Annotated in this window: 22 protein-coding genes; 6 read left to right on the plus strand and 16 right to left on the minus strand. The window is 48.4% G+C overall.

Annotated elements, in window-relative coordinates; translation table 11 throughout:
* Positions 1-248 precede the first annotated feature (248 nt).
* The 4 genes from PPG34_RS07775 to PPG34_RS07790 form a co-directional block, all read right to left on the minus strand.
* The gene (locus tag PPG34_RS07775) at positions 249-1,196 is read right to left on the minus strand and encodes a hypothetical protein (RefSeq protein ID WP_313832624.1); all 948 of its coding nucleotides are present in this window, start codon (positions 1,194-1,196) and stop codon (positions 249-251) included.
* Positions 1,197-1,271: 75 nt separating this feature from the next.
* Positions 1,272-2,051 carry an energy-coupling factor transporter transmembrane component T family protein gene (locus PPG34_RS07780; protein WP_313832625.1) on the minus strand — a complete coding sequence of 260 codons (780 nt, stop codon included), beginning with the start codon at positions 2,049-2,051 and terminating at the stop codon, positions 1,272-1,274.
* A complete protein-coding gene (locus tag PPG34_RS07785; protein ID WP_313832626.1) occupies positions 2,048-4,444 on the minus strand; it encodes an energy-coupling factor transporter ATPase in 2,397 nt (798 codons plus the stop codon). The genes PPG34_RS07780 and PPG34_RS07785 overlap by 4 nt, the downstream gene beginning before the upstream one ends.
* A 39-nt stretch (positions 4,445-4,483) precedes the next feature.
* Entirely contained in the window at positions 4,484-5,692 is a 1,209-nt protein-coding gene (locus tag PPG34_RS07790; protein WP_313832627.1) for an SUMF1/EgtB/PvdO family nonheme iron enzyme, read from the minus strand.
* Between the two features lie 149 nt (positions 5,693-5,841).
* Between PPG34_RS07790 and PPG34_RS07795 the strand changes: the two genes are divergently transcribed.
* The 4 genes from PPG34_RS07795 (at position 5,842) to PPG34_RS07810 (ending at position 10,563) form a co-directional block, all read left to right on the plus strand.
* A complete protein-coding gene (locus PPG34_RS07795) occupies positions 5,842-6,594 on the plus strand; it encodes an ABC transporter ATP-binding protein (RefSeq protein WP_313832628.1) in 753 nt (250 codons plus the stop codon).
* A complete protein-coding gene (locus PPG34_RS07800; protein ID WP_313832629.1) occupies positions 6,591-8,174 on the plus strand; it encodes a glycine betaine ABC transporter substrate-binding protein in 1,584 nt (527 codons plus the stop codon). The genes PPG34_RS07795 and PPG34_RS07800 overlap by 4 nt, the downstream gene beginning before the upstream one ends.
* Positions 8,175-8,384: 210 nt before the next feature.
* The gene (gene egtD, locus PPG34_RS07805) at positions 8,385-9,359 is read left to right on the plus strand and encodes an L-histidine N(alpha)-methyltransferase (RefSeq protein WP_313832630.1); all 975 of its coding nucleotides are present in this window, start codon (positions 8,385-8,387) and stop codon (positions 9,357-9,359) included.
* Positions 9,360-9,426: 67 nt separating this feature from the next.
* Positions 9,427-10,563, plus strand: coding sequence for an aminotransferase class V-fold PLP-dependent enzyme (locus PPG34_RS07810; protein WP_313832631.1), 1,137 nt, complete (start codon positions 9,427-9,429; stop codon positions 10,561-10,563).
* A gap of 8 nt (positions 10,564-10,571) precedes the next feature.
* On the opposite strand, the gene PPG34_RS07815 is transcribed toward PPG34_RS07810, so the two are convergent.
* On the minus strand, positions 10,572-10,991 hold the full coding sequence (locus PPG34_RS07815; RefSeq protein ID WP_313832632.1) for a CBS domain-containing protein: 420 nt from the start codon (positions 10,989-10,991) through the stop codon (positions 10,572-10,574).
* A 171-nt stretch (positions 10,992-11,162) separates the two neighbouring features.
* Positions 11,163-12,074, minus strand: coding sequence for a glutamate formimidoyltransferase (ftcD, locus tag PPG34_RS07820; protein ID WP_313832633.1), 912 nt, complete (start codon positions 12,072-12,074; stop codon positions 11,163-11,165).
* A 223-nt stretch (positions 12,075-12,297) separates the two neighbouring features.
* Here ftcD and PPG34_RS07825 point away from each other — a divergent pair, with 223 nt between their 5' ends.
* Positions 12,298-12,828 carry a DsrE/DsrF/DrsH-like family protein gene (locus tag PPG34_RS07825; RefSeq protein ID WP_313832634.1) on the plus strand — a complete coding sequence of 177 codons (531 nt, stop codon included), beginning with the start codon at positions 12,298-12,300 and terminating at the stop codon, positions 12,826-12,828.
* Between the two features lie 53 nt (positions 12,829-12,881).
* Positions 12,882-13,127, plus strand: coding sequence for a sulfurtransferase TusA family protein (locus PPG34_RS07830; RefSeq protein WP_313832635.1), 246 nt, complete (start codon positions 12,882-12,884; stop codon positions 13,125-13,127).
* Between the two features lie 204 nt (positions 13,128-13,331).
* Here PPG34_RS07830 and PPG34_RS07835 read toward each other — a convergent pair whose 3' ends face one another.
* From PPG34_RS07835 to PPG34_RS07880, 10 genes are all read right to left on the minus strand, one after another.
* Complete coding sequence (locus PPG34_RS07835) at positions 13,332-13,751, minus strand: hypothetical protein (protein WP_313832636.1); 420 nt, start codon at positions 13,749-13,751, stop codon at positions 13,332-13,334.
* Positions 13,752-13,776: 25 nt separating this feature from the next.
* Positions 13,777-14,169 (minus strand): hypothetical protein, encoded by a 393-nt coding sequence (locus tag PPG34_RS07840; protein ID WP_313832637.1) that lies wholly within the window; start codon positions 14,167-14,169, stop codon positions 13,777-13,779.
* A 1,328-nt stretch (positions 14,170-15,497) separates the two neighbouring features.
* Positions 15,498-16,997 (minus strand): NADH-quinone oxidoreductase subunit N, encoded by a 1,500-nt coding sequence (locus tag PPG34_RS07845; protein WP_313832638.1) that lies wholly within the window; start codon positions 16,995-16,997, stop codon positions 15,498-15,500.
* 3 nt (positions 16,998-17,000) lie between these two features.
* Complete coding sequence (locus PPG34_RS07850; RefSeq protein WP_313832639.1) at positions 17,001-18,596, minus strand: complex I subunit 4 family protein; 1,596 nt, start codon at positions 18,594-18,596, stop codon at positions 17,001-17,003.
* A gap of 5 nt (positions 18,597-18,601) precedes the next feature.
* Complete coding sequence (locus tag PPG34_RS07855; protein WP_313832640.1) at positions 18,602-20,173, minus strand: complex I subunit 4 family protein; 1,572 nt, start codon at positions 20,171-20,173, stop codon at positions 18,602-18,604.
* Between the two features lie 20 nt (positions 20,174-20,193).
* Entirely contained in the window at positions 20,194-22,176 is a 1,983-nt protein-coding gene (gene nuoL / locus PPG34_RS07860) for an NADH-quinone oxidoreductase subunit L (RefSeq protein ID WP_313832641.1), read from the minus strand.
* 1 nt (position 22,177) lies between these two features.
* A complete protein-coding gene (gene nuoK / locus PPG34_RS07865) occupies positions 22,178-22,480 on the minus strand; it encodes an NADH-quinone oxidoreductase subunit NuoK (RefSeq protein ID WP_313832642.1) in 303 nt (100 codons plus the stop codon).
* Between the two features lie 146 nt (positions 22,481-22,626).
* Positions 22,627-23,157, minus strand: a complete 531-nt coding sequence (locus tag PPG34_RS07870) for an NADH-quinone oxidoreductase subunit J family protein (protein WP_313832643.1) — start codon at positions 23,155-23,157, stop codon at positions 22,627-22,629.
* Between the two features lie 9 nt (positions 23,158-23,166).
* Entirely contained in the window at positions 23,167-23,736 is a 570-nt protein-coding gene (gene nuoI / locus PPG34_RS07875) for an NADH-quinone oxidoreductase subunit NuoI (protein ID WP_313832644.1), read from the minus strand.
* A 20-nt stretch (positions 23,737-23,756) separates the two neighbouring features.
* The gene (locus PPG34_RS07880) at positions 23,757-26,450 is read right to left on the minus strand and encodes a molybdopterin-dependent oxidoreductase (protein ID WP_313832645.1); all 2,694 of its coding nucleotides are present in this window, start codon (positions 26,448-26,450) and stop codon (positions 23,757-23,759) included.
* Between the last annotated feature and the right edge of the window lie 108 nt (positions 26,451-26,558).

Genomic DNA, 26,558 nt, shown 5'->3' on the forward strand with positions numbered 1-26,558 from the left:
CTCGAAAATCATTACATTTAGTCACAGCCAGAAGGCCCCATGTTAGCGTGAACCGCACAAAGAATTCTAGGCTTTCACGAAAAAAACCTCGCCACGCGCGCCGAAAGCGATGACGGGGATAGAAGACTAGAGTATTTTTTTAAAGGTCTAGGAAGTTTTGTTTTTAGGGAAAGTACCTAAAAAAAGCGGTCATGTAGAAAGGAGGCATTAAGTGGGGCAGAAGCCCAGCCTTTAATTGAATAGGATACTTATTGACCTCGCTCAATTATCAGAGCTTGGTCATTGGGTTTGACCGTGGCTTTAATAAAGTCCCCGAATTTGAATTCTTCGGTCACCTTGGTTTTGGGAGTACGTTCGACTCGGATCTCACCATACTCTCCACGCAAGACATAGAAATCGCCATCGATCATCAAAATTTGTCCCTTAACAATTCTAGTATCGGTGGGAAGTGTGCGTGGACCAGGGGAAGTAGGTTGGGATTCCTTCTTTCCGGGCTGTTGCGTAGACTGAGGCTTCGTTTTTTCCGGTAATGGGTTCACCAGGGCTTGCTTTGTCGTCACGCCTGACATCTCATTGACTCCGGCGCGCTCGATCTTCAAGGCTTTATTATTGTCTATGAGGACCGCAGCTTTAATCCGATCCCCATATTTAAACTTTTCCGTAATTTCCGTTTTAGGAGTTGCTTCGATTTGGATCTCCCCTCGTTCACCGCGCACGATATACAGATCCCGATCAATCATCAGAAGGTCGCCAATAATGATTTTCTGATCCGGTTGCTTCGGTTGGGTTGATGGCATTGCAGCCGGAGCAGGGACCTTGGCCTTTTCGGATTCTGCTTTAGCTGTGGAGGGTGCTTTGGCAACCACTGGTCGATTCTCCACGACTCCCGATATATCATTCGGACCCGCACGCTCGATCTTCAAGGCTTTATTATTATCCATGAGAACAATAGCCTTGATCCGATCCCCAAATTTAAACTCTTCCGTAATCACCGTTTTATAGGTCGCTTCGATTTGAATCTCCCCTCGTTCACCACGCACGATATAAAGATCACGATCGATCATCAGCAGGTCACCAATAATCGTTTTCGTTTCTGTGGGTTGGGCTCCCTGCCCTAAGGCATTCCCCATGTACAGAATCAACACGCCACATAGAGCACAGGCAATTTGAGCATTCAATTTCAGGGTTAGTCTCATGATGTTACGGCCCTCCGTCCACACTCACGGTCAAGGTTAAGCATTCAAAAGTGAAATCTACACAGCGTGTATTGGTCATATGGTACCATACCCGTTCATCCTCATCCATAGACTTCCCAGCACCACACCAGACATAATTACAAGGGCGCAATAATCCTGAATGGTCAGGTGTGACTCAAAAAGAGGACGCCGTGGTTCACCTGGGCCAAAACCCTTAGATTCAAGCGCCATGGCCAAAAGGTTGGTTTGGCGAAGCGTATGGCCAATTAAGGGCACGACCAACGCGGGGTATTGCCGAATTTTTCCTGTCAAAGATGTTGATTTCAAATCTAACCCACGGGATCGCTGAGCTTGAATCACGGCACCGATCGAACTCAACAAATTGGGCACCCATCGGAAGGCCAACGCCACGGCAAATCCAAGGGAACGCGGTACACCTAGCCGATGTGAAGACTCGGCGAATTCCTCGATGGCAGTAGTCGATAATAGAATAATGCCACTGATAAGCATGGCATTCAAACGCAGCCCCATTCCCATCCCATGGAAAATCCCTTCACGCATCACCGTCATTCCGGCGATGGTCCATAGGGGGGTCGTCCCTTCCACGAAAAATGGCCAGAGCACGACGTTGTACACGAACAACAAGGCAAGCAAAATCCAAATTTTTTTAAGATTGGTGATACACCGTGCACAAAGGACCAAGCCAAAGATTCCCAGGGTCAGACCGAACAAGTACACAGGATCGGAAAAGACCAGCGAGAGGCAAAACAGTCCTAGAAGGCAAAGGATTTTGGTCCGGCCATCCAACCGGTGCACCCATGTCTGTTCATCCTGGAATAATGAAAGGTTCGTCACGTGCGCAAAGCCTTAGTCACTTCATCAACGGTGAGAAGTGTTGAGCCCCACCGTTGGGAAAACCGAGTCAGAGCAGGCCATTCCAAGGTGGCAGCGCACATGAGCTCTTGATTGGAAAATATGTTTCGGGTCGGCCCATCTCCCAACACAGCTCCATGCCCAAGAAGGACACATCGCTTCGCATATTTAGCGACTAACTCCATGTCATGGGTAATCATGATAATAGTGTGTCCCTGTTGATTCAGGCTACGAATCATGGTCATCATCCGTACCGACTCCTCCGCGTCAAGACCGGTCGTCGGTTCATCGACGATGATGACTTGAGGTTTTGTGGCCAAAATCGAGGCCACAGCCACCCGCTGCCGTTCCCCCTTCGTCAGAGAAAAAGGATCCAGTCCCTCAGCCCCGGTTAACCCCACGGCCTGAAGCGTATCTTCCACTCGTTGGTCGCATTCCTCCGAGGGGCACCCGGCATTTCTCGCGCCAAACGCAATTTCCTTTCTTACAGTTTCTGCAAAAATTTGATGGTCCGGATTTTGAAACACATGTCCTACGATGGATGCTAACCGGCCTACTCCGGCTTCCGCCGTATCTTGTCCCTGCACCAGAACGCGGCCTTGGGATGGCACAAGCAGGCCATTGAATAATTTGGCCAAGGTACTTTTTCCCGAGCCATTTTGCCCAATGATCGCTACGAACTCACCGGCCTGAACGGACAGTGAAACTTGAGAAAGTGCCAGAACTCCAGGTTGGTACTCCACAGACACCTGCTGGACTTCGATGATGTTGGAGGAAGAAAGAGGACTTGCCAAACTTGCCCCCGATTCATGTGATTCAAGAGACTTCAGCTGTAACCCTAGATTCTCCGCAATATGCCAAGCTTCTTCCACGGTTGCCGGTAACGTTGGTACACCAATGTCCTGAAAACATTTCGCCAGCGGAAACAGACTCACTCCATGTTGAATGGCAAGCTCGGGATGACTTAGCAAATCCCTGGGCGTTCCCTGCCAACGCACTTCCCCTTGATCAAGCACTACCACCCGATCTGCTGCAATCAAGTCCTCTATACAATGCTCCGCCAGGATCACTGTCACACCCTTGGCTTTGAGTTGTGCCAAGAGTTGAATAAACACCCGCCGCCCCTCTGGGTCCAGATCAGTCAGTGGCTGATCCATGACCAACACTTGGGGTTCACGCACCAACACGGAGGCCACTACCAAGCGTTGTCGTTGTCCTCCTGAGAGGCAAAAAGGATTACGCCGAGCGAGGCCGGATAATCCGACCAGCTTCAAGGTATCGTGAATTCGTTGATGCAACGCGGCCTTGTTCCACCCATTTCGCGGTCCATTTTGGGACTCCAGAGCATATCGAAGTTCTGTTTCAACATTCGTGGATACAAGTTGTGTTTCAAAATCCTGAAACACCATCCCAACTCGATTGGCCTGTTCCCAGACCGGAGTATGTGTGGTCTGATGCCCCATTACCGTCACCGTCCCTTGAAAATCACCCTGGACAAACTGAGGAACGAGGCCGTTCAATGCATAACAGAGCGTGGATTTTCCGGAACCGGTTCTGCCCATCACCACCACCAATTCTCCACGCTTCACGGCTAAAGAAAGCTTTGAAAGAACAGGACGCGGAGCATGAGTCGGATGAAAAGTCAGATCCTGAATGGAAACCGCCAACGCCTCAGGGTGAAGCCCTATGGATGCTGGCTCTCTAATCGTTTCAGTTTTTGACTGGGCTCCCGACCCCGAACCCACCAGAGTGCCTCGATCGAAATCGCGATAGAATAAATTCCATTGCTTCACACGAGGATAAAGAAACAGAAGTAGCGGAGGCCCGAGGAGCAACCCCATGACCAAGTTATTAAAAAAGATTGCCGGCGTCAGTAGCCAAAACGGCAGAAGGCCCAACAGTTCCACACCCCACCCGATAGTAACGGCGCAGACCATGGATGCTAGAATGCCAATGATGAGGTACTCTAGGCCTTGCCTCCATGATCGCACGACGGGTTCCCGCCCAGAGGATAACCAGCCCAAATTCCCCCATAATACATACGGCACAAAGCCATAGAGAAAATTGCCTAAAAACCCAAACAAGCTGGCAGGCCCCAATGTGCCAAAACAATCCCCAATGATATTACCAATTCCCGATCCCCAGGCAGCCGCCGGACCAAAAAGTAGTGAGCTGACAATGGGAATGACATTTGCGGGACGGAGCTCTACAAACCCAGGAATAATCGGAATGCCGACTTTAAAGGGAATGAGCACTGCTGCATAAATCGCTGCGATTTGCGCGGTTAAGACTAACAGGCGAGTATCCTCCCAGACATGTCGGAGCTCTCGATACCATCGACGCGGACTCCAAGGGGAGAGGGAAGGAAGATTCATGGTTTTTGGCGAAAGGAGAAAAGAAAATAGAATGAGTTGTTAGGTATTGCGAACACACCGAAATCCAACATGGGCATGAGGATAGCCTTGACGAAACCAATTTCGAAAGGAACGCCGTAATAAACTGGAGGCAGTAGTTGGCGATCCACCTTTTACAATGAAATGATCGTCATCAAAGAAACGGCTCGAATAACCGGGATACGTGGCATAGGGCTGGAACCCTTCAAATGGACGAAAGGGTGTGATGGTCCATTCCCATCCATTGCCCACCAGTTGAGAGATGCCAAAGGCACTGTTGCCTTGCGAATATGCGGTCACGGAAACCGGGTCCCAATGTTGGAAATTAAAATTTCCTTGGACCCCATTTGGCGACGCCTGGCCCCATGGATAGACTTGTTCACTCCCTGCCAGCTTGCCATACGCCGCACGATGAAATTGCGCTTCTGTCGGAAGGGAAAGCCCGGCCCAGTCGGCATACGCACGGGCATCGATGAGCGACACATACACTGGCCAATGATTGGGAAGGGGAATTTCATCAAACATCGTTTTCAACCACCACTGCTCATCCCGTTTCACCCAAAATGGTGGAATAGCCCCACCCTCCTCCACAAATTGTCGATACTGCTGATTGGTGACTTTATATTGGCTCATGGCAAAGGCGGGAACGTCCACTTGATGTTCCCCAAATTCATTATCCCAACCAAATCCCTCGCGCCGGCCAAGGGTCACTCTGCCTTGGGGAATATCAATGAACCGATGTTGGGGAGAACGACCTTCGGTAGCTTGAGAACCCGAGGGCTGTTTTTTTCCGGCACGTGGCGCATGGTGCAGAATATAGGCCGTGGTTTCCGCATGCATCCAGCGATGCTCAATCGCCATTCTAACGATTGGTTCGGGAGCCTCTTCCAACGCGCGGTCCACTGCTTCCCGTGCCTTGAGATTATAGCGCCGGACCTCCGTCATTGACGGCCAATCTGAGGGGGTATCGGCTTGCTGTGATCCCACCTCAGGGTCAATGCCCGCCTCAAACAAGGTATCAAAGGTGGAATGAAATGAGGACTGCCCTAACGTCCACCGACAAATCTGATTCCAATCAAAGGCCTCCACATGTCCGACATAAAAAATCACCCGATGACGTTCAGGAATGGGACGCTCATAAAGAGTTTCCTGCGTAAAAAGAGAAAAGATTTGATCCATGCGGGCTCGCGCCTCGGATAATTCCTTTCGAATTTCAGCCAAACTCTGCATAATCCCTCACTCATCGTTGTGTTGAAAAGTGGTATTTCATGAATATTCCAGCCATTATAGTCACTTTTTGCTGAAATTCATGTGTGAGCGCATTTTTGATTGAACCTTTGTAATATATCACCCGCCAGGGTTGTCAAGAACTAAAGACCATGAAATCACCGGTTCTCAGCCTTCACGATGTGTGCAAAACATTTGGACCCCACGTCCAAGCCCTTCAAGATCTCAATCTGAACATATTTCACGGTGAAACCGTCGTACTTATCGGAGAAAGTGGGTCTGGGAAAACCACCCTTCTCCGAATGTTGAATGGATTGGAACATCCAACCTCCGGCGCCGTACGCATTCATGGAGAATCAATTCATGGCCGAGACCCCATTGAGATTCGTCGCCATATTGGTTATGTCCAACAAGATGGAGGATTACTGCCCCATTGGACTGTAGAGGAAAATATTGGGCTGGTGCCGCTTTTACTCGGATGGGATGTAGACACACGAGCCGCCCGAGTCGAGGCTTTGCTGGAACTCATTCATCTTGACCCCAGCCAATTTCGCACACGCTATCCAATCCAACTCTCCGGTGGACAACGTCAACGGGTCGCATTTGCCCGAGCACTTGCCGCCGACCCCGACATCATCTTGTTTGATGAACCCTTTGGCGCGTTAGACGCCATCACTCGTCACCAGCTCCAAGAAGAATTTTTGGAACTCAAGCAACGCCTCAACAAAACCTTAACGATGGTCACGCATGATATTGATGAGGCCTTCCTCCTGGGAGACCGCATCGCGGTGTTGAAAGACGGCCATCTCCTGCAATTTGGAAGCCCTGAAGAACTTCTCTACGCACCTGCTCATGAGTACATTTCACATTTGCTCCAACATCGGTCTCGTGGGAGGGACTCATGAACCCGCCACTCTCATTTCTGGGACGACGAATGGGCGCCGTGATTTTTTTAGTCTTCTCTTTCCTCTTACCGTTCGCCCCACCCGCATTTTCCGAAGACAATCGGATTGTGATTGGATCAAAAAATTTCATGGAGAACAAACTTCTCGCAGAAGTGTTCGCCCAACTCATTGAAGCCCGCACCGACTTGCAGGTCGAACGGCGTTTCGGATTGGCTGGCACCCAAGTTTGCTTTGAGGCATTGCTGAATGGCGCCATCGATCTCTACCCGGAATACACCGGTACCGGGTTGGTGAGTATTCTCCAATTCCCCCCAACAGGAGATTCCCGAACAGCTCTGAACACCGTCCGGGCAGAGTTCTTGAAACGTTGGGACCTGTGGTGGTTGAACCCCTTGGGCTTTGAAAATTCTTATGCGCTGGCCGTCACCCGCTCTGCGATATCCGACCCAACGTTACGAACCATTTCTGATCTTGCCAAGATCTCCTCCTCCCTTCGGGCAGGACTGGGATACGAATTCATTAAACGACCTGATGGGTTGCCGGGACTTGAACGACGATATGGCCTCTCGTTCCAACATGTCCAGGCCATGCAACAGTCGTTAAAATACCAAGCGGCTGCTAATGGGAACATTGATGTTCTCGATGTGTATACGACCGATGGACGGTTGTCTGTTTATGACTTCGTGGTGCTGGAAGATGATCAACATTTTTTTCCGCCCTATGAGGCGTCCGGAGTTATCAGAGGTTTAACCCTTGAACACCATCCGCAGTTGGGCGCGGTATTAGGGTTATTAAGCAACGCCTTCGATGCTAAGGCCATGCAGCAGTTGAATTTTCGTCTACAGGAAGGTGGGGAACCACTGGAGATCGTCGCACGTGATGCTTTGTCATCAATCGGATTACTCGGGACGGACGCCGCCACACCTGACGCCGGCTCCCGTCAAGACGCTCTCTTGCCCTATTTGTGGGAGAACTGGAAAACCCTGATGGACCGTACCTTCGAACATCTTACTCTAGCGGGCTTAGCGCTCGGATTGGGAATATTTCTCGCTGTCCCCTTAGGATTATTGCTCGAACGCCGCCCATCGATGGCTGAACACATCATTCGCGGTATCGGACTCACTCAAACGATTCCCTCTATTGCATTACTGGCCTTCATGATCCCCGTCTTTGGCATTGGCATGGTGCCTGCCGTGATGGCGTTATGGATTTATTCGCTGTTTCCTATTGTCCGAAACACCTATTCCGGTCTTCGTGATGCCGCTCCCCAGGCAGTCGAATCGTCTCGGGCACTTGGAATGACGGAATGGCAAATTCTCAAATGGGTTCGGCTACCGTTAGCAGCTCCCGTCATCATGGCCGGCATTCGAACCGCTGGTGTTATCACCGTAGGGACAACGACCTTGGCCGCCTTTATAGGGGCCGGAGGCTTAGGGGTACCCATTGTCGCGGGATTGCAAATGGCCAATACCACCATCATTCTCTCGGGAGCTTTACCCGCCGCTGTGCTCGCCCTGGTGATCGATGGGTCATTGAGCAAAGTGGAACACTGGGTCAGACCACGAGGGCTTCACCTATGATGGGCTCGATCACAGAAAACGGTTTTGCCCTTCCACTACAAAGCAAATTGATCTCGAATGGAATGAGTCGGAGTGTTTCTCAATCACCGAAAATTTTTCATTGACCTTGCACATCTCCCGGCAAACCATTAAAGTCCGCATCCTTCAGGATCTCACTGTTTCCTTGCATCAACTCTCCCCCTTACATATTTGTCTAAAGGGGTTATCAGCATGCTTGATCAATCCAATATTCTCATTGATGTCCATGTCCATACTGACCCCGACAGGGTGAAACAAGAAATTCGTAATGGACTGCTTTCCTCACCAAAAAAACTGCCGACCAAATATTTTTATGATGATCGAGGATCGGCTCTCTTTGAACAAATCTGCGAATTGCCGGAATACTACCCCGCACGAACTGAATTCCAATTACTGAAAAACACAGCCGATGATGTGGTCGCCCAGACGGGGGCTGACACTTTAGTAGAACTCGGATCAGGCGCGGCCACGAAAACCCGCGTATTGTTCGATGCTATGTCGCGGGCCAAACAGCTCCGGCTCTACGTCCCATTTGATGTCAGCGAAGGCATCGTGCGACGTGTGGCCCAAGAACTCGTAGAGGAATACCAAGGGTTGCAGGTTCATGGAATAGTCGGGGATTTTCTCGCGCATTTGGAACACATTCCGGAAGGTGGTAAACGATTGGTCGCCTTTTTGGGCGGAACCATCGGCAACTTGGGCCCTGAAGAGGCTCTAGCTTTTCTTTCCTCAATTTATGAGGAAATGGGCCATGGAGATTTCTTTCTCTTGGGCGTGCAACTCACCACCGATGTGAACCGTTTGGAAGCGGCCTATAATGATTCAGCAGGCATCACGGAGACTTTCAATAAAAATATTTTATCCGTTTTGCAATCCGTGATCGGAGCCGAATTTGACCTTGATGCGTTTGAGCATATCGCTCGCTTCAACCATGAACAACACCGTATTGAAATATACCTACGATCCCGACGTGATCAAGCTATTCCCATTCCAGAATTGGACTTACATCTTCGATTGCACGAAGGGGAAGAAATTCTTACTGAAATCAGCACGAAATATACTCGGCCTCAAGTGGAGACGCTACTGACCGGGGCGGGCTTCAGTCCTGTGGAATGGTACACCGATCCCGATCACCTCCATGGTTTGGCCCTAGCCAAAAAACGGTAACTCCCTTTCTTTCCCGTTTTCTCCGAAAACTCGATTTTCCTTTTTTTCATCACTCTTTGCTATGATCGTGGGCGAAGAGCGATATCCCATTGCCAAAATATCTGAACACTGGCCAGTCATGATCTATCTTAATTATGCCGCGCTTTCTCCGACTCGTCCTGAGGCCGAACAAGCGGTTACCAATACACTCGCCGAATTCAAGCACTATTTGTATTCCGACGCGGGGATTCAATGGTATCTCGGCAAAGTCCTGGAATGCCGCCAGCAAGTAAGCAAGCTATTGAATGTCACTGATCCATCCACCATTGCCTTTGTCTCCAATGCTTCAACCGCTCATTATATTGCCACCCGCTCACTTCAATGGAACCCAGGTGACGCCATTCTGACTTCCACCCATGAAAATCCTTCCATTACGCGCCAATTTAAGGCTTTGGCCCATCGAGGAGTTCGCATCCAGGAGGTGAATCCCTCGTCGCCTGATGAATTGCTATGCTCCATGTCTCAGGCACTCGACCAACACCCGTTTAAAGCTATTATCCTGAGCCATGTCTCTCATGTGGATGGAAGGATTTTTCCCATTCAGGCAATTTCGAGTCTCGCCAGAAAGCATGGCGTGAGGTTGTTCATCGATGGGGCGCAAGCCGTCGGACATATCCCCATTGATTTGAGTCAATTAGAGTATGATGTGTATTTTTTTACCGGCCACAAGTGGTGTGCAGGCCCCTTAGGTACGGGCGCAATGATTGTAAATCCTCGCTTCTTGCAAGGTCACTCGACTTTGCCTGTTCAGGTCAACGTAGGAGAAACGCCGCAGGTCAATCAATTTGAAATTGGGACACAAAACATTGGGCTCATTGCCGGACTAGCGAAGGCCTGTGATAGTAAATATCAAGAAGGGGTGGGAACGGAAAGACTTAAAAAATTTCGCCAACAAGCCAAGGATCTCTTGGGGAAACGACCAGGGAACAAAGTTATTGAATGGAGCGGCCCCCAGGCTCCTGGCATTCTGACCATCCAGGGCCAACCGGGATTGGACCATCAACGGTTGGTGGCACAGTTAGCGGCTAAGGCCGGAATTATCGTGAAGCCGTTTGTGGGATATCCGCCAGACATCATGCCTGCCATCAGGCTTTCGTGGGCTGCCATGATGAATGCCCAAGATTTTCACAGAGGAATCGAAGGGTTTGCGAAAAGCCTTGGTTGAATACAACGTTAGCTCCCTGACTGAAGATAACCGCGGAGGACATCTCGGCGCGCGATGATGCCAATTAACTTTCCACTCCCATCGACAACTGGGACACGAATCAAATGGTTGTTTTGCAGAATATCAATGACCGCTGGGACATCCATACCCTGAAAGGCTGAGATGGGATTCGGCGTCATAACATCGCTGGCCAAGACTTCGGATAATTTACTGCCTTTTCTGAGCGCCTTCAAGAGATCGAATTCAGACACGATGCCGACTAATTTTTCTGAGCCGTCGATAATCGGCACCGACCCATATCCCTCCATCATATAGTTCGCCAGCATTTCCGCCTTGGAGTCTTTGTTGGCGGACTGAACGTTTGTTTCCATTAACTGACCGACGGTCATTTTCCCAAACTTAGTCTCTCGAATATTCGATCCTGACATATGGTTCTCCTTTAGAGGAACATGAATAGATAATCTCTCAATAAATGGAATTGTTTCCCTGAAACCCTTAGGTGTATTGCATCGCACAATAGCACGAAATCCAAGCCGATTCCATATGAAGACCCTTTCAGTAAGTAGCCCCTGGATGCCTCTTTACTGTAACGCCGATTATTAACTCTGACAACGCCTCAGGCGTGTTTCCAGTATGCGATCTGAAGCTAGGGATTCGCATTTCAAATAATTTGCGACAGCTTGAGTTACCGCCTCTTGCGGGATCAAGCCCACAAGTTCACTGTTTGCAATCGAGACCCCGCGTCGCTCCGCTTCAGTCCTTACAGCTTCAAATACGACATGAAGCGGCGTCATATGAAAATTCGTGAGATTCATCGACACCTGAACCAAACCCCTGCTTTTCAGCTCCAAGCCCAATGCCTTGACTGCGGGCAAACCGCCTCCCGAGGTACGAATGGTTTTGGCAATGGCTTGGGCAAGAGTTAGATCGTTGGTATCCAGAACAATGTTAAAGGCAATCAAGAGATGCCGAGCACCAACCGCGATGGCACCGGCTGAGGGATGCAGCTTGGCAGGACCGAAGTCAGGTGACCAGGCAGGATCAGACTTCATTCGTGCCGCTAGACTAGATAAGCCACCACGCCGAATAACTTCTAACGGTTTACGGAAAGGCTGATTACAAGCTTCCTCATAGAGAAACACCGGAATTCTCAACTCATCGCCAATTCGTTTTCCAACCTTTTTAGCCAACTCCACACACTGATACATCGTTTCCCCATCAAGCGGAATAAATGGGAGGACATCAGTTGCGCCAATTCGCGGATGTTGCCCCGCATGTTGACGTAAATCAATCAATTCGGTCGAGGTTTTCACCAGGGCAAAGGCAGCCTGAGCTACCGCATCAGGAATGCCCACAAAGGTGAAGACACACCGATGGTGGTCATTATCATGATGCCGATCCAAAAGGCTCACGCCTTTAACGGAATTGATAGCATCGGCAAGCGCCTGAATCGTCTCAGCCTTGCGGCCCTCACTACAGTTCGCCACACATTCAATGATAGATTCAGCCATTTTTTAAGGATTCTCTCAATAAACTATCTTCGTATTGGACTCCGGCTTCATACCCCAAACCCTCTTTCTTGACAACCCGAAAGAGGCCCTATTATAGTAAAAACTACTAACTTTTCTTTCTTCTTTCCCACCCATTCAACGTGTATGTTTCTCTAGACAATCACAAGGTGGGACAGGGTAAGAAGACAACTACTTACTCCCAAATAATACGACAGGTGATTCCATGAGCATAACGCAAGTTGAACCCGCCACGACCCTCGCACAACTCCAGGAATCTAAATCTGACAAGGTTACAATTGTTCTCCTGAGTGGAGATATGGATAAGGCCATGGCCGCCTTTATTATTGCCACCGGGGCTGCCGCCATGGGGATGCAGGTCACCATGTTTTTTACCTTCTGGGGATTGAATGTGATTCGCAAGCCCGGAGCCTCCAGCACGGCCAAGGACTTCCTACGTAAAGCCTTTGGCTTTCTCAACAAAGGCGGTGCGGACAGCCTTCCCCTGTCCAAGTTTAATTTTGGCGGCATGGGAACCACCATGATGAAAAAAGTCATGAAAGACAATCGCATGCCTGGCGTACCCGAACTCATCCAGACGGCCTTGGACCTCGAGGTGAAAATGATTGCCTGCACCACAACTTTAGGCCTCCTTGGAATTTCCAAGGACACACTGATCGACGGCGTGGACCAACTTGCAGGCGTTTCCACCTATTTGGCTGAAGCCAAAAACGGTTCCGTGAATTTGTTTATTTGAGAAAGAGACTTTGGAGTGGGTGCCCCCCCTCACCAATATGTAAGGAGCTACCAATGATTGAATCCGATGTTAAACTCGATACCTTGGGCTACTTCTGCCCTATGCCAATCATTCTCACTTCCAAAAAAATCAAAGAACTCACCATGGGGCAAGTTCTGGAAGTTCTTTCAGACGACGAGGGGATTAAAAAGGACATGCCAGCTTGGTGCCAAACAACCGGACATGAAATGGTAGGATTAGAGGAAGAAGATTCTGATCCAAAGCGAGTCTATAAAGCCTACGTCAAAAAAGCTAAATAAAAGAGCATTTGCAAAAAATAGCCAATTTTCTAAATGTCCAACTTTTCCCCTTTAATATCATATACTTAAGTTTTGCTATCTATTCCATCTTCCTTCCTCTTTAAAATACGATAAAAATTTACCCCCATCTAGAAAAGCACCAGGATCAACACTAACAAAAACGTTTATCTTCACAACTCAAAATCTTAAAAATTCTATATTCCCCTATTGCCCTTCTGACAAGGCCGTCGAGTTTTGCAACTCCATTATGAAATCTTGATCGTTTTGAATTTGTCGCGCAGCATGGCCTGTAGCTAATAGCTGATCAATTTTTGTTTTTCCAAGAATATGATGTTCCAATCCAAAAAAGGCAAGTACGGAATAGGCATCTTCCTGAGAACTGCCCCCACTAAACTCGGGGGTACTTTCGGATTTTGATTTTATTGGGACCAATGCAGTCTCAACTCTTCGATAACCAAAACTCACGTTAGGCGCTTGAGCCAGATTAGGATCACCTGGGCTGGCCTCTATACCTAACAAGGTCCCCGTCCCGATATAAACTTTACTCCTTCCACAACCGGCAAGAACGAAAAGGCTTAAAAACAGAAAAACAGCGAGTAGTCTGAACTGTCGATGAGAATGCATGGTTTTCCTCCTTATCAAAGTCATATTATTTACAATTCTTAGCAGCTTCTTTAAAAACATTTCGTAAATTTTTGTCTTGGGACGCATCACGAGCTGCCCAACCCGTGGCAAAGACTGAACGAATTTGGATAGGATCAAATGGTTTATCTATTCCTGGCGCTTGTATACAGACATTCCCAAGAACGGAATAGGTATCACTATCCGCGGTAGCATCCATTTTTTCTGCTGGAATACTAGCAACTTCTGCCCGTTTGTACCCTATAAGCAATTTTGGAGGCTGGTCACCTTCTTGGGAAATATCCAATCCAAATTTTGTCCCTGTTGAGAAAACCAGATAGTCCTGACAACCTCCAAAAATAAACGCCGCAACGACGACAACAATTACTTGGATAGAGTTTTTCCTTGAGATACTATTCATAGTCCCTCCTTTCCTATGTTCGAAATGTTCTCAAAATCATCAACCCATATTTCATATCGTGTTTCGTTTGGACGATCACTATTATACTCTAAAAAATAGAGTCCCTCGTGAATTGGGTAAATCTCGACTTTTTTAGTTATTCCCAAAGAAATGTTCCGAGCCTCCTCTCCAATACCAACCGAACCTCCAAATTGCGATCGGGAGAATAGGCTTGAACCTTTCAGCCCATCCCCACGCAAATAGATCAAACTAAAGTTCCACTCATTACCCGATGAATCTGAAAAGAAGCTCAACGGTTTGGTCCATTTCCATAGCGACAAATCCGATTCTCTTTTTCCGCTTTTCTTGATCATATTTGGTGAGGCAACAAGACGACGGCTCAAACCAATTGCTACCCCCCATTGATCACCACCCTCTAAAAGAAAAGGAAAGTGAATTTGTTCCCCGAGATAGGCTTTTCCACTTTGCGGATCAGAATGGCGATACATTACGGGCCCAAAATAATGTTCGGCCTCCTGAGACCGCCACGCACAACCTGGCTGTAAGCACAACGCACTCAGTAACAAATATCCGACCAAAAGGAATCTCAAATGCTTAAAACTCATGGGTACCCGGATAAGGTATCAAATATTGGCTCCTGGCATATGATTGTTTTTTGGTCACTTGACCATCATAACTAACAATCGTTATCCACACTGAGGCATGGCCTAGATGTTTAAAGACAGGCCTTCCTGGAAGTTGAAGTAAACAAACACCTGCATCATGCTTAAAAAAAGGCCGAAATGAAAATTTTATCCTTCTGATAACAAAGAAAAGGATTTCACCCGAAGTCCCTAAGTGTTGATAAATCATTCCTTCATCTTGCCTTGCATTCAATTTGTTATGTACTCTAAATTTATTGTCAAGGAAAAATTTTTAACATTGTTTGTCTCCGTTAATGATCAGTGCAACGACATCCATGGGAAAGGCTCCATTCGCCTTACCTTAACGGGGAAAAACAATCCTTGAAAATGGTCGACATCAATATCGTTTCCAATTTATTTCCCTACAAGTTCTATGCCAGACCCTCTCTTCATCTAACATTCCCTCAAGGACAAAATTTTCAATTAATTGAGGGTACTTCAAAGACCTTTCGCAAAATTAGACTCTTGAAAAGATTGCTGAAGATCTTGTTTGTATCCAATCAGATACACAAATGTATCCAATGGGATAAACAAAACATAAATCTCCGGGAGAATAAAAGATCCCCGTAGCAAGCTACCGGGGGAATTACAAGTTAAAAATATTAATTGGTAAGCGGAGATACTTAAAAAAACCAGAAGGAATACTTATCCCCCGATTATTGTGCTAATGGCGGGCGCAGAAGCGGTAGGATTCACAATGTTTGCAAACATCAAGGTAGCCGAGACTGCCCAGTCGATGAAGGGTTTTGGGTAGATCCCTAGGAGAAGGGTGCCGGCAATGCCGACGTAGACGGCGGTTTTCAATGGCAAGGAGACGGTAAGTGGAGTGGGGTCGGTAGGTTCGTTGATGTACATCTTTTTGACAACGATAAGGTAGTAGTACATCGAGATGACGATGTTAATGAGGCCCACGATTAAGAGTGTGTAGAGTTCTTGTTCCATGGCTGCGACAAAGATATAGAGCTTGCCGATGAACCCTGCCAGTGGCGGCACACCGGCTAACGACAATAAAAAGAGCAGCATCGCCGCTGCCAGGAATGGCGACCGACGGTTGAGTCCATTGTAATCTTCAATTTCATCACTCTTGATCAAATTGCTGACGCCGATCACCACGGCAAACGCCCCAAGGTTCGCAAATAGGTAGGTGAGTAAATAAAAAAGAATGGCATCGCTGCCCCGCTTTGTTCCTGCAGCCAGCCCAATCATGATATTCCCAATTTGCGCGATTCCTGAATACGCCAAAAGCCGCTTAATATTTGTCTGTGCAATGGCCACAATATTGCCGTACGTCATCGAGACAATGGAGGCCACCACAAAGAGCAAGACCCATGTCGGTTTAAAACTGGCCAGCGCCACATAGAACATTCGAATCAAGATGGCCAAGGCTGCGCCCTTGGGGGCAATGGAGAGAAACGCGGTGACGGGCGTCGGTGCCCCTTGATAGGTATCCGGAATCCAGGAATGAAAAGGGACCGCGCCGATTTTAAATCCAAGGGCGGCAAAGATTAGAAGGAATCCTATGGCCAACCCATAGCTTCCTGGCGTCGAGGTCATTTCCGAAAACACAAGGGTTCCAGTTTCTCCGTAAACCAGGCTGATTCCGTAGGCCAACAATCCTGCTGCAAACACCCCCAGGATAAAAAACTTGAGTCCGGCTTCACTGGACCGTTCGTCTTCGCGGAGGTACGCCACCAGCACATAAAATCCGAAGGTCGAAAATTCAAGGGTCACAAAGACAGAGAGAAGATCTTGCGCTGAGGCCATAAACATCATGCCTAACGCAGACATCATCACCAGAAAGTAATACTCGCCTTTGAAGAATCTAAAATGTTTGACGGAATCGATAGAAATCAACAAGACAAGCGCGGTTGCGAGAAGGATGATGATTTTAAAGAAGATCGCCACCCCATCCAACACAAACATATCCTTAAATAACGTGCCATGGACTCCGACATAATCAAACCAAATGAGATTAAGGAGGGTCGCCAGAATTCCGCCGATGGAGAGATACGCAAGATTCTCATGATCAATATTCTTGATCGAAAAATCAACGATCAACACTACGCATAACCAAATAGTCAGAAAGATCTCTGGCGCGAGTAGGAGAAGATCGGATCCGGATAGGGTGAGATCAAACGTCATCATGGTTTAAGGCAAAATCCCCTGTGCGTTCTGCGCAATCACCGGTGCAACCTGATTGATTCGGTCAAGCATGGGCTCCACCGTTGATCGTACAACGTGATAAAAGTGCATAGGGAATATCCCAAAGAAAATACTGGTCGTAATCATAATCAACAACGGCAAACGATCGACCCAATTCCTGGTATCACTCACATGCTCATATTCAGGAGATAATTTTCCGTAAAACAATCCACGCATCATCTTGAACAAGTACGCCAGAGTCAGCACAATTCCCAAGACTGCCACAATTACTTGGAAAGGATATTTATCCCAACTCCCCACAATGATCATCACCTCGGCGATAAAGTTCACGGTCCCAGGCATACCAATGGATGCCATACAACCAATCACAAACGCCCCGGCAAGAAAGGGCATCTTTTTTGCCAACCCTCCGAGCGACGGAATGTCGCGTGTATGCGTTTGTTCATAGACCCATCCCACCATGGCAAAGAGCATCCCTGTGGCCATGGCATGGGCAAACATATAAATAACCGCACCGGTTAAACTGATATAGTCCAACGCCGCCATTCCTAAAAAGATGTAGCCCATGTGGCTGGAACTGGAATATCCAATGACATATTTGGTGTCTCTCGCAAAATAAGAGACAAAGCCTCCGTAGACGATACTGAACACACAGAGCACCGCCGCGATGGGCATGAGTTCACGAGTGATCTCCGGCATGATTTCAAACGCCACGCGGATAATTGAGAAATGCCCAAGCTTCATCAGTACCCCAGCATGCAACATACTGGTAGCCGCAGGCGCGGCCGCGTGCCCCACCGGTGACCAGGAATGCAAGGGCCAAATAGGCGCGATCGAAGCAAATCCAAAAAAGATCAGCAGCCAAATAATGTTACCCAACCAACCATCAAATTTAGCCTGTTCTCGGAGAACGAGTATGTCGAAGGTATGCACCGGTGAAAAATGGTAAATCAGCAGAATTCCCATAAGGGCAACCACCGCACCCGCTGACAAGAACAATGTCAATTTCATGGCTGCATATTCTTTGCTGTTTGACCCAAAGTTGAGGAAAAAACGAACCGAATCCCTGAGTTTCAACCCGGCATCGTCAGTCATACTCAAATAGCCCTTGGTATGACTGCCCCATACTCCCAAAAGCAAATACATGGGTAACACGGACATTTCATAGAAGAAGTAGAGGAAGAACAGATCCAGTGACATGAACACGCCGATCGTTGCTGCCGCCAGAATCAACAAAAAGATATAAAATTCCTTGGTCCGATCCTTGATATGCCATGAAATAAAAATACCCGCAAAGAGTAAGATGGCCGAGGCAAAGACCAACGGCGCACCAATCCCATCCACGCCAATATAAAAGGCGATGCCTAATTCTTCTGACCACGGCCAACGGGTCATCATTTGAAAACCACCTACATCCGGATCGTAGGCCATGAACACATACAACGAGGCAAGAAGCGCGATGCCTGCCGAAACTGCCGCCACCATGCGCACCATGAGGGCTTCCCGATTCGGAACGAAAATTAAGGCAATCGCGCCAAAAAATGGTGCAAACAAGACTGTGAGTAAGGCGAATGAACCCATAAAGTCTATTCTTCCACTACGATGCGTTGACTCGCTGCATCCATTGCTAATCGTTTATCAAACTCAATACTCGCTACCGACCCACGCTCTAACCGATCGACGACCGCCTGCACAGACCCATTAATCATGTTCAGGAAGGGTGACGGGTACAACCCAATCCAAAAAATCATCACGCAGAGCGACACGGCAATGATCGATTCACGTTGGGTTAAATCGTGCAACACCTTCGGAACTTTTTCTCCCAATGGGCCAAAAATCGCGCGCTCGTAGTACCACAGAAAATACGAGGCCGCGAAAATGACACCGGAGACTGCCACCAGCCCATAGAACCAATGCGCTTGAAAGGCTCCAAGCAGAATCAAAAATTCTCCGATAAACCCATTCGTGCCAGGCAATCCAATCGACGCCATACCGATGATTAAAAAGAACGTTGCAAACAGCGGCATTTTTGACGCCAGTCCTCCAGCTTGATCCACGAGTGTATTTCCCGTCCGGTCATACAAAAAACCTGCCAAGAAAAAAAGCCCGGCTGTGGTAAATCCCAAATTGATCATCTGCAACAGACTTCCTTGAATGCCTTGAAAATTCAGCGCAAACAGGCCAATCACCACAAAACCTAAATGGCTAATGCTGCTAAACACCAGAAGTCGACGGAAGTCCGCCTGAATAATCGCAATAATCGCTCCATACACAATCGCTATTAGGCCAAGGGCCATCACAATCATGACCACGGTTTCATCCTTGGACGCTTCAGGGAGTAAGGGGAAACTAAAACGCAAGAATCCATAAGTGCCCAGCTTGACCCCAGCCAATACCACGGACATACCAATAGGGCCTTGAACCAGCGCATCAGGCAGCCAGGTGTGAAAGGGAAACACCGGAGCTTTAAAGGCAAGCCCCATAAAGATAAACCAGAAAATAAGAATCTGTTGGCTCACTGGAACCGGAACAGTCAGCAATTCTAGGAAATCGAAACTATACGCATTGGTGGCATCATGATAATTCAAACACAGCAGCGCGAAACCCACTAACATAAAAACGCTGCCGAGAAGCGTATACAGCACATATTTTAATGCAGCATATTCCTTCTCTTCCCCCACCCCCCAAATCTTGATGAGGAAGTAGCTGGGGATCAGCATCAATTCCCAGAACACGAAAAAGAGAATAAGATCGATAGACACGAAAATGCCCATGATCGTCATTTCTAACGCCAAGACACTCATGAGATAGAGCTTGAGATTTTCTCCCACCGAATCCCATGAATAAAGTACTATCATGACGGTGAGAAACGCGGTCAGGCCAACAAACAAAATACTAATACCGTCAACCGCCAGGTGGTAGGAGATTCCCAATGGAGGAATCCAACTGAGCCGTTCACTAAATTGCATTGCCGCGGAATCGGGGACGAACCGTAGCAAGAGCAGCGAGGCAAGAATTAGCTCAAGCACGGCTATCCCAAGGGCGGACTTCTTGAGGAGATCTGGATCTTTTTGCGGCCAAAGTAATATGGCGCCAATCAAAGGCAAAAAGATCAAGACCGACAAAAGGGGAAAACCAAATTGTAATTCTTCAAGCATAATAAATTAATCAGTCCAAACTATAGAACCGATGTTCCGGTCAACCACACAAACAGGAAATGCACAAGAATAAAAAGACCTATCACAATGACCGCCGCATAATGGTTCACCAAACCGGTTTGCAACTTCCGCCAAGACCAGGCCGCCAAATGATTGGCATAGCCAATCACATTGAGCCCCGCATAGATCACATGTTTCTCAGTCCATGTGATTCCGGCACCACTGGCGTCGGCACCATGACCAATTCCACGAATGAATCGATCGATGATATTTTGATCGAACCAATCCCATATTTGCCCAAGGCGTTTACATGGCTCGACGATAACCGAATCATAGAGCTCATCAACCCAATATTTGTTCAAGAAGGTGCGATAGGCTCCAGAAAATCGTTCCGCCCATTCATCCGCCATGCCCGGACTCACAGAATACATATAATGCGCCAACCCCCAACCACCCAATCCAATGCTGATAGCGACCGCCATCAGTCCGGCCAACGTACCAAAACTGACTTCATGAGGAACGGCCGCGATAGGTGTCGCCACCGACGACAAAAATCCATGGAGCCAGCCATGCTCGGGCGGCACGCCCATAAAGCCACCAATCACAGATAGTCCAGCCAAAACCATGAGGGGAACAGTCATCACCGGCGGAGATTCATGGATGTGATGATCCACTTCAGGATCAACGCGCGAGGGCCCATAAAACGTCAGGTAGGTCAGGCGGAACATGTAAAAGGACGTAAGAAACGCGCCAACGGCCGCAAAGAGATACAACACATAATGGTGATTCACGAAGGCATGCGCCATGATCTCATCTTTGCTCCAAAAACCAGCCAGAGGGGGAATCCCCGCAATGGCCAATGTCCCAATAAGAAACACCTTATATGTAATCGGAATTCGCTTCGAAAGCCCGCCCATCTTCCGAATATCTTGTTCACCTTGGAGAGAATGAATCACGGCACCCGCTGACAGAAAGAGGAGCGCTTTAAAAAACGCATGGGTAACCAGATGAAAGATCGCCGCCACATAGGCCCCCACGCCGCAGGCCAAAAACATATACCCCAATTGGCTGACCGTGGAGTAGGCCAACACACGCTTAATATCGTTCTGAACCAATCCTATCGTAGCGGCGAATAATGCCGTCGCGCCTCCGATAACTCCAACCGTGGCCATCGCCACCGGGGCCATATCGAAGAGCACATGATTTCGAACCACCATATACACACCCGCCGTCACCATGGTAGCCGCATGAATTAATGCACTGACCGGTGTGGGACCCTCCATAGCATCCGGCAACCAGGTATACAACGGAATTTGCGCAGATTTCCCGATGGCTCCAACTAATAAGCACAAAGCAATGGCCGTGGCCATTTCTGTGGAGAGTTGCCCTACATTGGCCAGCGCTTTCGTATAATCAAGGGTTTTAAAATTCGAGAAAATTAAAAAGATGGCCAACAAAAATCCCGCATCGCCAATGCGGTTCACGACAAAGGCTTTGGTCGCGGCTTTGGCGGCCGAGATCTTATGGAAGTAGTATCCAATCAACAGATACGAACATAATCCGACGCCTTCCCACCCTATAAAGAGCACCAAATAGTTGTTCCCCATCACGAGCAGGAGCATCGAGACCATGAACAAATTCATATACACGAAGAAGCGTGTGAAACCTTCTTCGCCATGCATATACCCAACCGAGTACACGTGAATCAGGAAACCAACCCCTGTTACCACCATCAACATCACCGCCGACAATGGATCAATCAAAAAGGCCAGGTCCACATGAAAGTCCCCGCCAAAGATCCATGAATACGCAATGACATCACGAGGAGTTGGATCGGCCATAACCCCCATAAACACCGTAAGGGCGCAGAGGAAGGAGAGTCCCACCGATCCAAAGGCAATGCGACCAGCGAGATCATGCGAATATCGATGACCAACTAACCCATTGACCAAGACGGCCAGAAGAGGAAAGACTGGGATAAGAATGACGAGGAGTTCTGCCACGTTACCACTTCAACAAATTGACTTGGTCTACATTGGTCGCAATTTTTCCACGGAACACCACAATGATAATCGCCAACCCTACGGCGGCTTCTCCTGCCGCGATGGCAATCACAAATAAGGCCGACAGTTGTCCGGCCATGGAATCCAAATAATGGGAAAACGCGACAAGGTTGATATTCGCGGCATTGAGCATGATTTCCACTGACATCAGGACAATGATGAAGTTACGGCGAATCAGCACGCCAATAAGTCCCGTCATAAACAAGATGGCACTCAACGCCACGTATGCGGAAAGAGGAATCATGGTTTCCCTAAGCTAGTTTTTCAATAAACGAAAATGTTGATTGCCTGCCATAGATTGAGTTGCTTCGCAAAAAGTATTTCGTATTTCGTCGTTCGTATTTCGATTTTTACGAGATCCCCTTCACGAGGTACGAAATACGTTTTTATTCAGCTCGACCCATCTGCCTTTGCCACTGGCGAGGTTGGGGTTTTCGCCAACACAATCGCGCCAATAATCGCCCCCAACAAAAATACACCGACGATTTCAAACAACAACAAATAATCGCTAAACATCGTAATCCCAATCGCATGACTAGGACCGGTAGTTAACAGGACCTCGGTCGTAGCCTTCCCTTTGATCCCACCATAAGGTGTTTGAAAAATCAGAAGAAGCAGTTCACCAAGGATGGCCACACCGGCAAATAAAGCGAAGGGATATTTATTGTGAAGAAATTGTTCTTCCGTCTTGAGGTTCAGCAGCATGAGAACAAACAGGTACAAAATCAAAATTGCCCCGGCATAGACAATGATCTGCACCGCAAACAAGAATTCCGCATTGAGCAGGACAAACAAACCCGCCACGTGCAGAAGCAACGCCAAGAGGCTCATGCCGCAATGGACAGGATTTTTCAGGGCAATCGTGAAAACCCCGGCAAGGATACTCACGGTCGCAAAGTACCCGAACAATAGATAGATCATTGTAAATGGCTAGGAGTCGGTTTCCTTCCCCACCGGCTGCGGAAAATGATAGCGGTAGGCACGGCTCTCCTCATCGTTCTTTTCTTGGTTATGGGCATATAAATATTTTTTGGCATCTTCTATATGGAGTTCGCCAATCTCATAGAGCCGTTTTTTGTCGAACAGGAGTGTCCGCTTATCATGGGTGGAAAACTCATACATTTTGGTCATGGCGAGCGCATTGACCGGGCAGGCTTCAACACAGTATCCACAAAACACGCATTTGGTGATATCGATATAAAATTCGGTCGCTTTCCGCTGGAGCGGCATGGATTTATCTTCTTCACTAATTACCTTGATACAGCGAGAAGGACAGGCAGCCTCACACAAATCACAGCCCACACACCGTTCCACGCCATTGTCATAGCGCAGGAGCCCCAATGCCCCACGATGGGCATCGGGTATCGTTCGTTTTTCCCGGGGATATTGAAAGGTGATAGGGCGATGAAACATATGCTTGAAGGTCACCTTCATCGCAGTCCAGATTTCACGGAACAAGACGGCGTCAAAGAATCTTTTACTCGATTGCCTTGAATCCATATTTACATACAGCCCCTTCCTTACACCTTCTCAATGGTTACCTGACCCAATTTGTAATACGGCACCCTGGTCACCGGATCAATCTCAACCGCAATCAAATCTTTCACTGGCGGATCGGTAAAATGCTCAGGAAACACGCAGGTTCCAGGCAACACCGCGATATCAGATTCAACACCCATGTTGAGGTGGCCGTGGTCGGAAGTTACTCGAACACGCCCCCCCTCCGTCAACCCCAACCGCTCGATCTCCCCAGGAGCCAAACGCAGACATTGGGTGTTAGGAGAAATCTCCATTAATCCCGAGGCTTTGGTCGACAGTTTTCCAGAATGATAAATCAATTGGATCAATTTTAACCCGACAGGCCGTGCAGTCGTCTCCAGCTTTTTCACATTCGCATACCGGCTCGAAACTTCCTGAGCAAATCCATTGTTCAAATACGCGGAGGGATTCGCTTCGACTTTCTTGGGTTGTCCAAGATTGTAATATCCAGGTAGCAGCTTACGAATTTCTTCCTGAACATCTTGTGTCGATTCGTAGGGCAGAGTCTGGCCCATGCTATTGGCAATGCCGACAAAGATATGCCAGTCCAAGGCGCTCTCACCCAGCGGTTCCATCGCAGGTCGGACAAACTGCACTTTGCCCTCTTGATTGGTCACCGTGCCGTCCTTTTCTGCAAAAGTACAGGCAGGGAACACCATATGCGCGCGTTGAGCCGTCTCGGTCAGGAACGGATCTTGGCAAATCAACAACTCCAATTTTTCTAGGGCTTCATCCACCCCAAAAGACTTCGGAAGTGTGGATAATGGATTTTCACCGACCAGATATAAGGCTTTAATTTTCCCATCCCGACATCCTTGCAAAATTTCCATGAGCGTTGAGCCATCATGGGCAACAGGCAACCCGGAACCCCAGGCTTGTGAAAATTTCTCCTTTGCCGTGGCGTCATCAAACGACACCGGTCCAGGAAGAAATTCCGGGGCCACCCCCATATCCAGCGCGCCCTGCTCATTGCTCTCTTCCACGACGGTATTGATGCCTGAGCCTTTCGCATTCAGCTTCCCAGTAATCCAGGCCAAATCCACAAGATTTAAGACATTGTGATAACCGCGAGACTGACGAACAATGCCTTCACCGCAGACAATGATTGAGCGAGATGCTTCGGCAAAGATCTTTGCAATCTCGTTGATGTGATCAATGGAAACCCCTGTCTGAGTGGCCACGTCATCGAGAGAGACCGCATTCGCAGCCTGCTTGAGGGCTTCGAAGGCTTGCGGGGCCTGTCCTGTCACATCCGAATCCACGAGGTCTTGATCCAAGACCGATTTCACCAACCCCTGCACTAGCAGGCCTTCGGTCCCTGGCTTCACCATGGTTGGATGAGAGGCGAGCTTGGCTAAATTCGTCTGCATCGAATCCACGACCATAAGCGAGGCCTTATAGGTGCTCATGGCGGCTTTGATTCGCAAACTCGCGACCGGATTGGTTTCGGTAATATTCGATCCCACAACCAAGATCGCCTTGGCTTTTGAGATATCGGCCGAAGTGTTCATCATCCGATGAATGCCCAAGGCATGATGCACCGCACGGACAAAATTCACATGGCCATACCTGGCGCTGCTATCCACATTGTTTGTCCCGATCACCGTACGCATAAACTTTTGAAAGACATACAGCTCTTCGTTGGTACAGCGCGCAGTGATCAACCCAGCAATGGCATCAGGGCCATATTTGGCTTTCACGTCATTCAATCGCTCAGCGGCCGTATCTAATGCCTCGATCCATGGCGCATCTACCAAGGCATTGTCTTTTCGTATCAGCGGTTGCTTGAGCCGTTCTTTACTATCGATAAATTGGAATCCGAACCGCCCACGCACGCACAGGCCATTATGCCCATTCACGGTATCAGCACGATCGCCCCACTTGTTTTTCCATGAGAGCGGCGACGTCACACGCACGACTTCCGTATCTTTGGTTTCCACATACATTTGGCAACCATCGCCACAATAATTGCAGGTGGTGGTGGTCTTTTTCAGCTGCCAGGGCTTATAGACATATTTGGAAAATTTATTGGTAATCGCGCCGACCGGACAGACGGCCAAGCAATCCCCGCAAAATTCGCAGTCGAGCGCCTGGTCCCCTTTGGCAACCACCTGGGTAAAGCCACCCTTTTTCATGAATTGCAGGGCATCGATCCGTTGCACGTCTTTGCAAATATTGATGCACTCGCCACAAGCAATGCAGCGATTCATATTAAAGTCGAGAACGAGGCTTCGCGTATCTTCTGGAATATTTTTTTGTTTGGCATTGGCTAGATCCGTCACTTGATGTTGAAAAGCCATGTCTTGTAATTCGCAATGTCCATCGGCATCACAGACTGGACAGTCCAAGGGATGGACCGATAAATGCTTTTCGACCCCCTTCTTTCTCGCGGCAAAAAGATCGTCGCCTTCTGTTGTAATCACCATGCCCTCAGCAGCCTTGGCAGTACAGGACCGCACGGGGGCTTTCTTTCCTTCTTGCCACACCAAACACATGCCACATGACCCAAAGGGATCGAAGGTATAGTGATAGCACATGGCCGGAACGATCTTGCCCATGCTCGAAATCACGTCATACAACGACACGCCTTCGTTGGCGGTCACCGTTTCCCCATCAATAGTCAGCTGAATTTTAACGGCTTCAGCATCCGGAGTTGTCACTGGCTTCAGTCCCATATATCTCTCCGTTTTCTCTCGTATCTAGTATCTCGTCGTTCGTATCTTGTGAAGAGCATGACACCTGGCGCATCTCTATTTTTCGAGATACGAAATCCTAGATACGAG

This window comes from Candidatus Nitronereus thalassa (genome assembly GCF_032191465.1).
GTDB lineage: Bacteria > Nitrospirota > Nitrospiria > Nitrospirales > UBA8639 > Nitronereus > Nitronereus thalassa.

Coding starts and splice junctions, on each gene's coding strand:
- PPG34_RS07775 (WP_313832624.1), bottom strand. CDS start 1,196: ATGAGACTAACCCTGAAATTGAATGCTCAAATTGCCTGTGCTCTATGT.
- PPG34_RS07785 (WP_313832626.1), bottom strand. CDS start 4,444: ATGAATCTTCCTTCCCTCTCCCCTTGGAGTCCGCGTCGATGGTATCGA.
- PPG34_RS07790 (WP_313832627.1), bottom strand. CDS start 5,692: ATGCAGAGTTTGGCTGAAATTCGAAAGGAATTATCCGAGGCGCGAGCC.
- PPG34_RS07795 (WP_313832628.1), top strand. CDS start 5,842: ATGAAATCACCGGTTCTCAGCCTTCACGATGTGTGCAAAACATTTGGA.
- PPG34_RS07800 (WP_313832629.1), top strand. CDS start 6,591: ATGAACCCGCCACTCTCATTTCTGGGACGACGAATGGGCGCCGTGATT.
- egtD (WP_313832630.1), top strand. CDS start 8,385: ATGCTTGATCAATCCAATATTCTCATTGATGTCCATGTCCATACTGAC.
- PPG34_RS07815 (WP_313832632.1), bottom strand. CDS start 10,991: ATGTCAGGATCGAATATTCGAGAGACTAAGTTTGGGAAAATGACCGTC.
- ftcD (WP_313832633.1), bottom strand. CDS start 12,074: ATGGCTGAATCTATCATTGAATGTGTGGCGAACTGTAGTGAGGGCCGC.
- PPG34_RS07825 (WP_313832634.1), top strand. CDS start 12,298: ATGAGCATAACGCAAGTTGAACCCGCCACGACCCTCGCACAACTCCAG.
- PPG34_RS07830 (WP_313832635.1), top strand. CDS start 12,882: ATGATTGAATCCGATGTTAAACTCGATACCTTGGGCTACTTCTGCCCT.
- PPG34_RS07835 (WP_313832636.1), bottom strand. CDS start 13,751: ATGCATTCTCATCGACAGTTCAGACTACTCGCTGTTTTTCTGTTTTTA.
- PPG34_RS07840 (WP_313832637.1), bottom strand. CDS start 14,169: ATGAATAGTATCTCAAGGAAAAACTCTATCCAAGTAATTGTTGTCGTC.
- PPG34_RS07845 (WP_313832638.1), bottom strand. CDS start 16,997: ATGATGACGTTTGATCTCACCCTATCCGGATCCGATCTTCTCCTACTC.
- PPG34_RS07850 (WP_313832639.1), bottom strand. CDS start 18,596: ATGGGTTCATTCGCCTTACTCACAGTCTTGTTTGCACCATTTTTTGGC.
- PPG34_RS07855 (WP_313832640.1), bottom strand. CDS start 20,173: ATGCTTGAAGAATTACAATTTGGTTTTCCCCTTTTGTCGGTCTTGATC.
- nuoK (WP_313832642.1), bottom strand. CDS start 22,480: ATGATTCCTCTTTCCGCATACGTGGCGTTGAGTGCCATCTTGTTTATG.
- PPG34_RS07870 (WP_313832643.1), bottom strand. CDS start 23,157: ATGATCTATCTATTGTTCGGGTACTTTGCGACCGTGAGTATCCTTGCC.
- nuoI (WP_313832644.1), bottom strand. CDS start 23,736: ATGGATTCAAGGCAATCGAGTAAAAGATTCTTTGACGCCGTCTTGTTC.
- PPG34_RS07880 (WP_313832645.1), bottom strand. CDS start 26,450: ATGGGACTGAAGCCAGTGACAACTCCGGATGCTGAAGCCGTTAAAATT.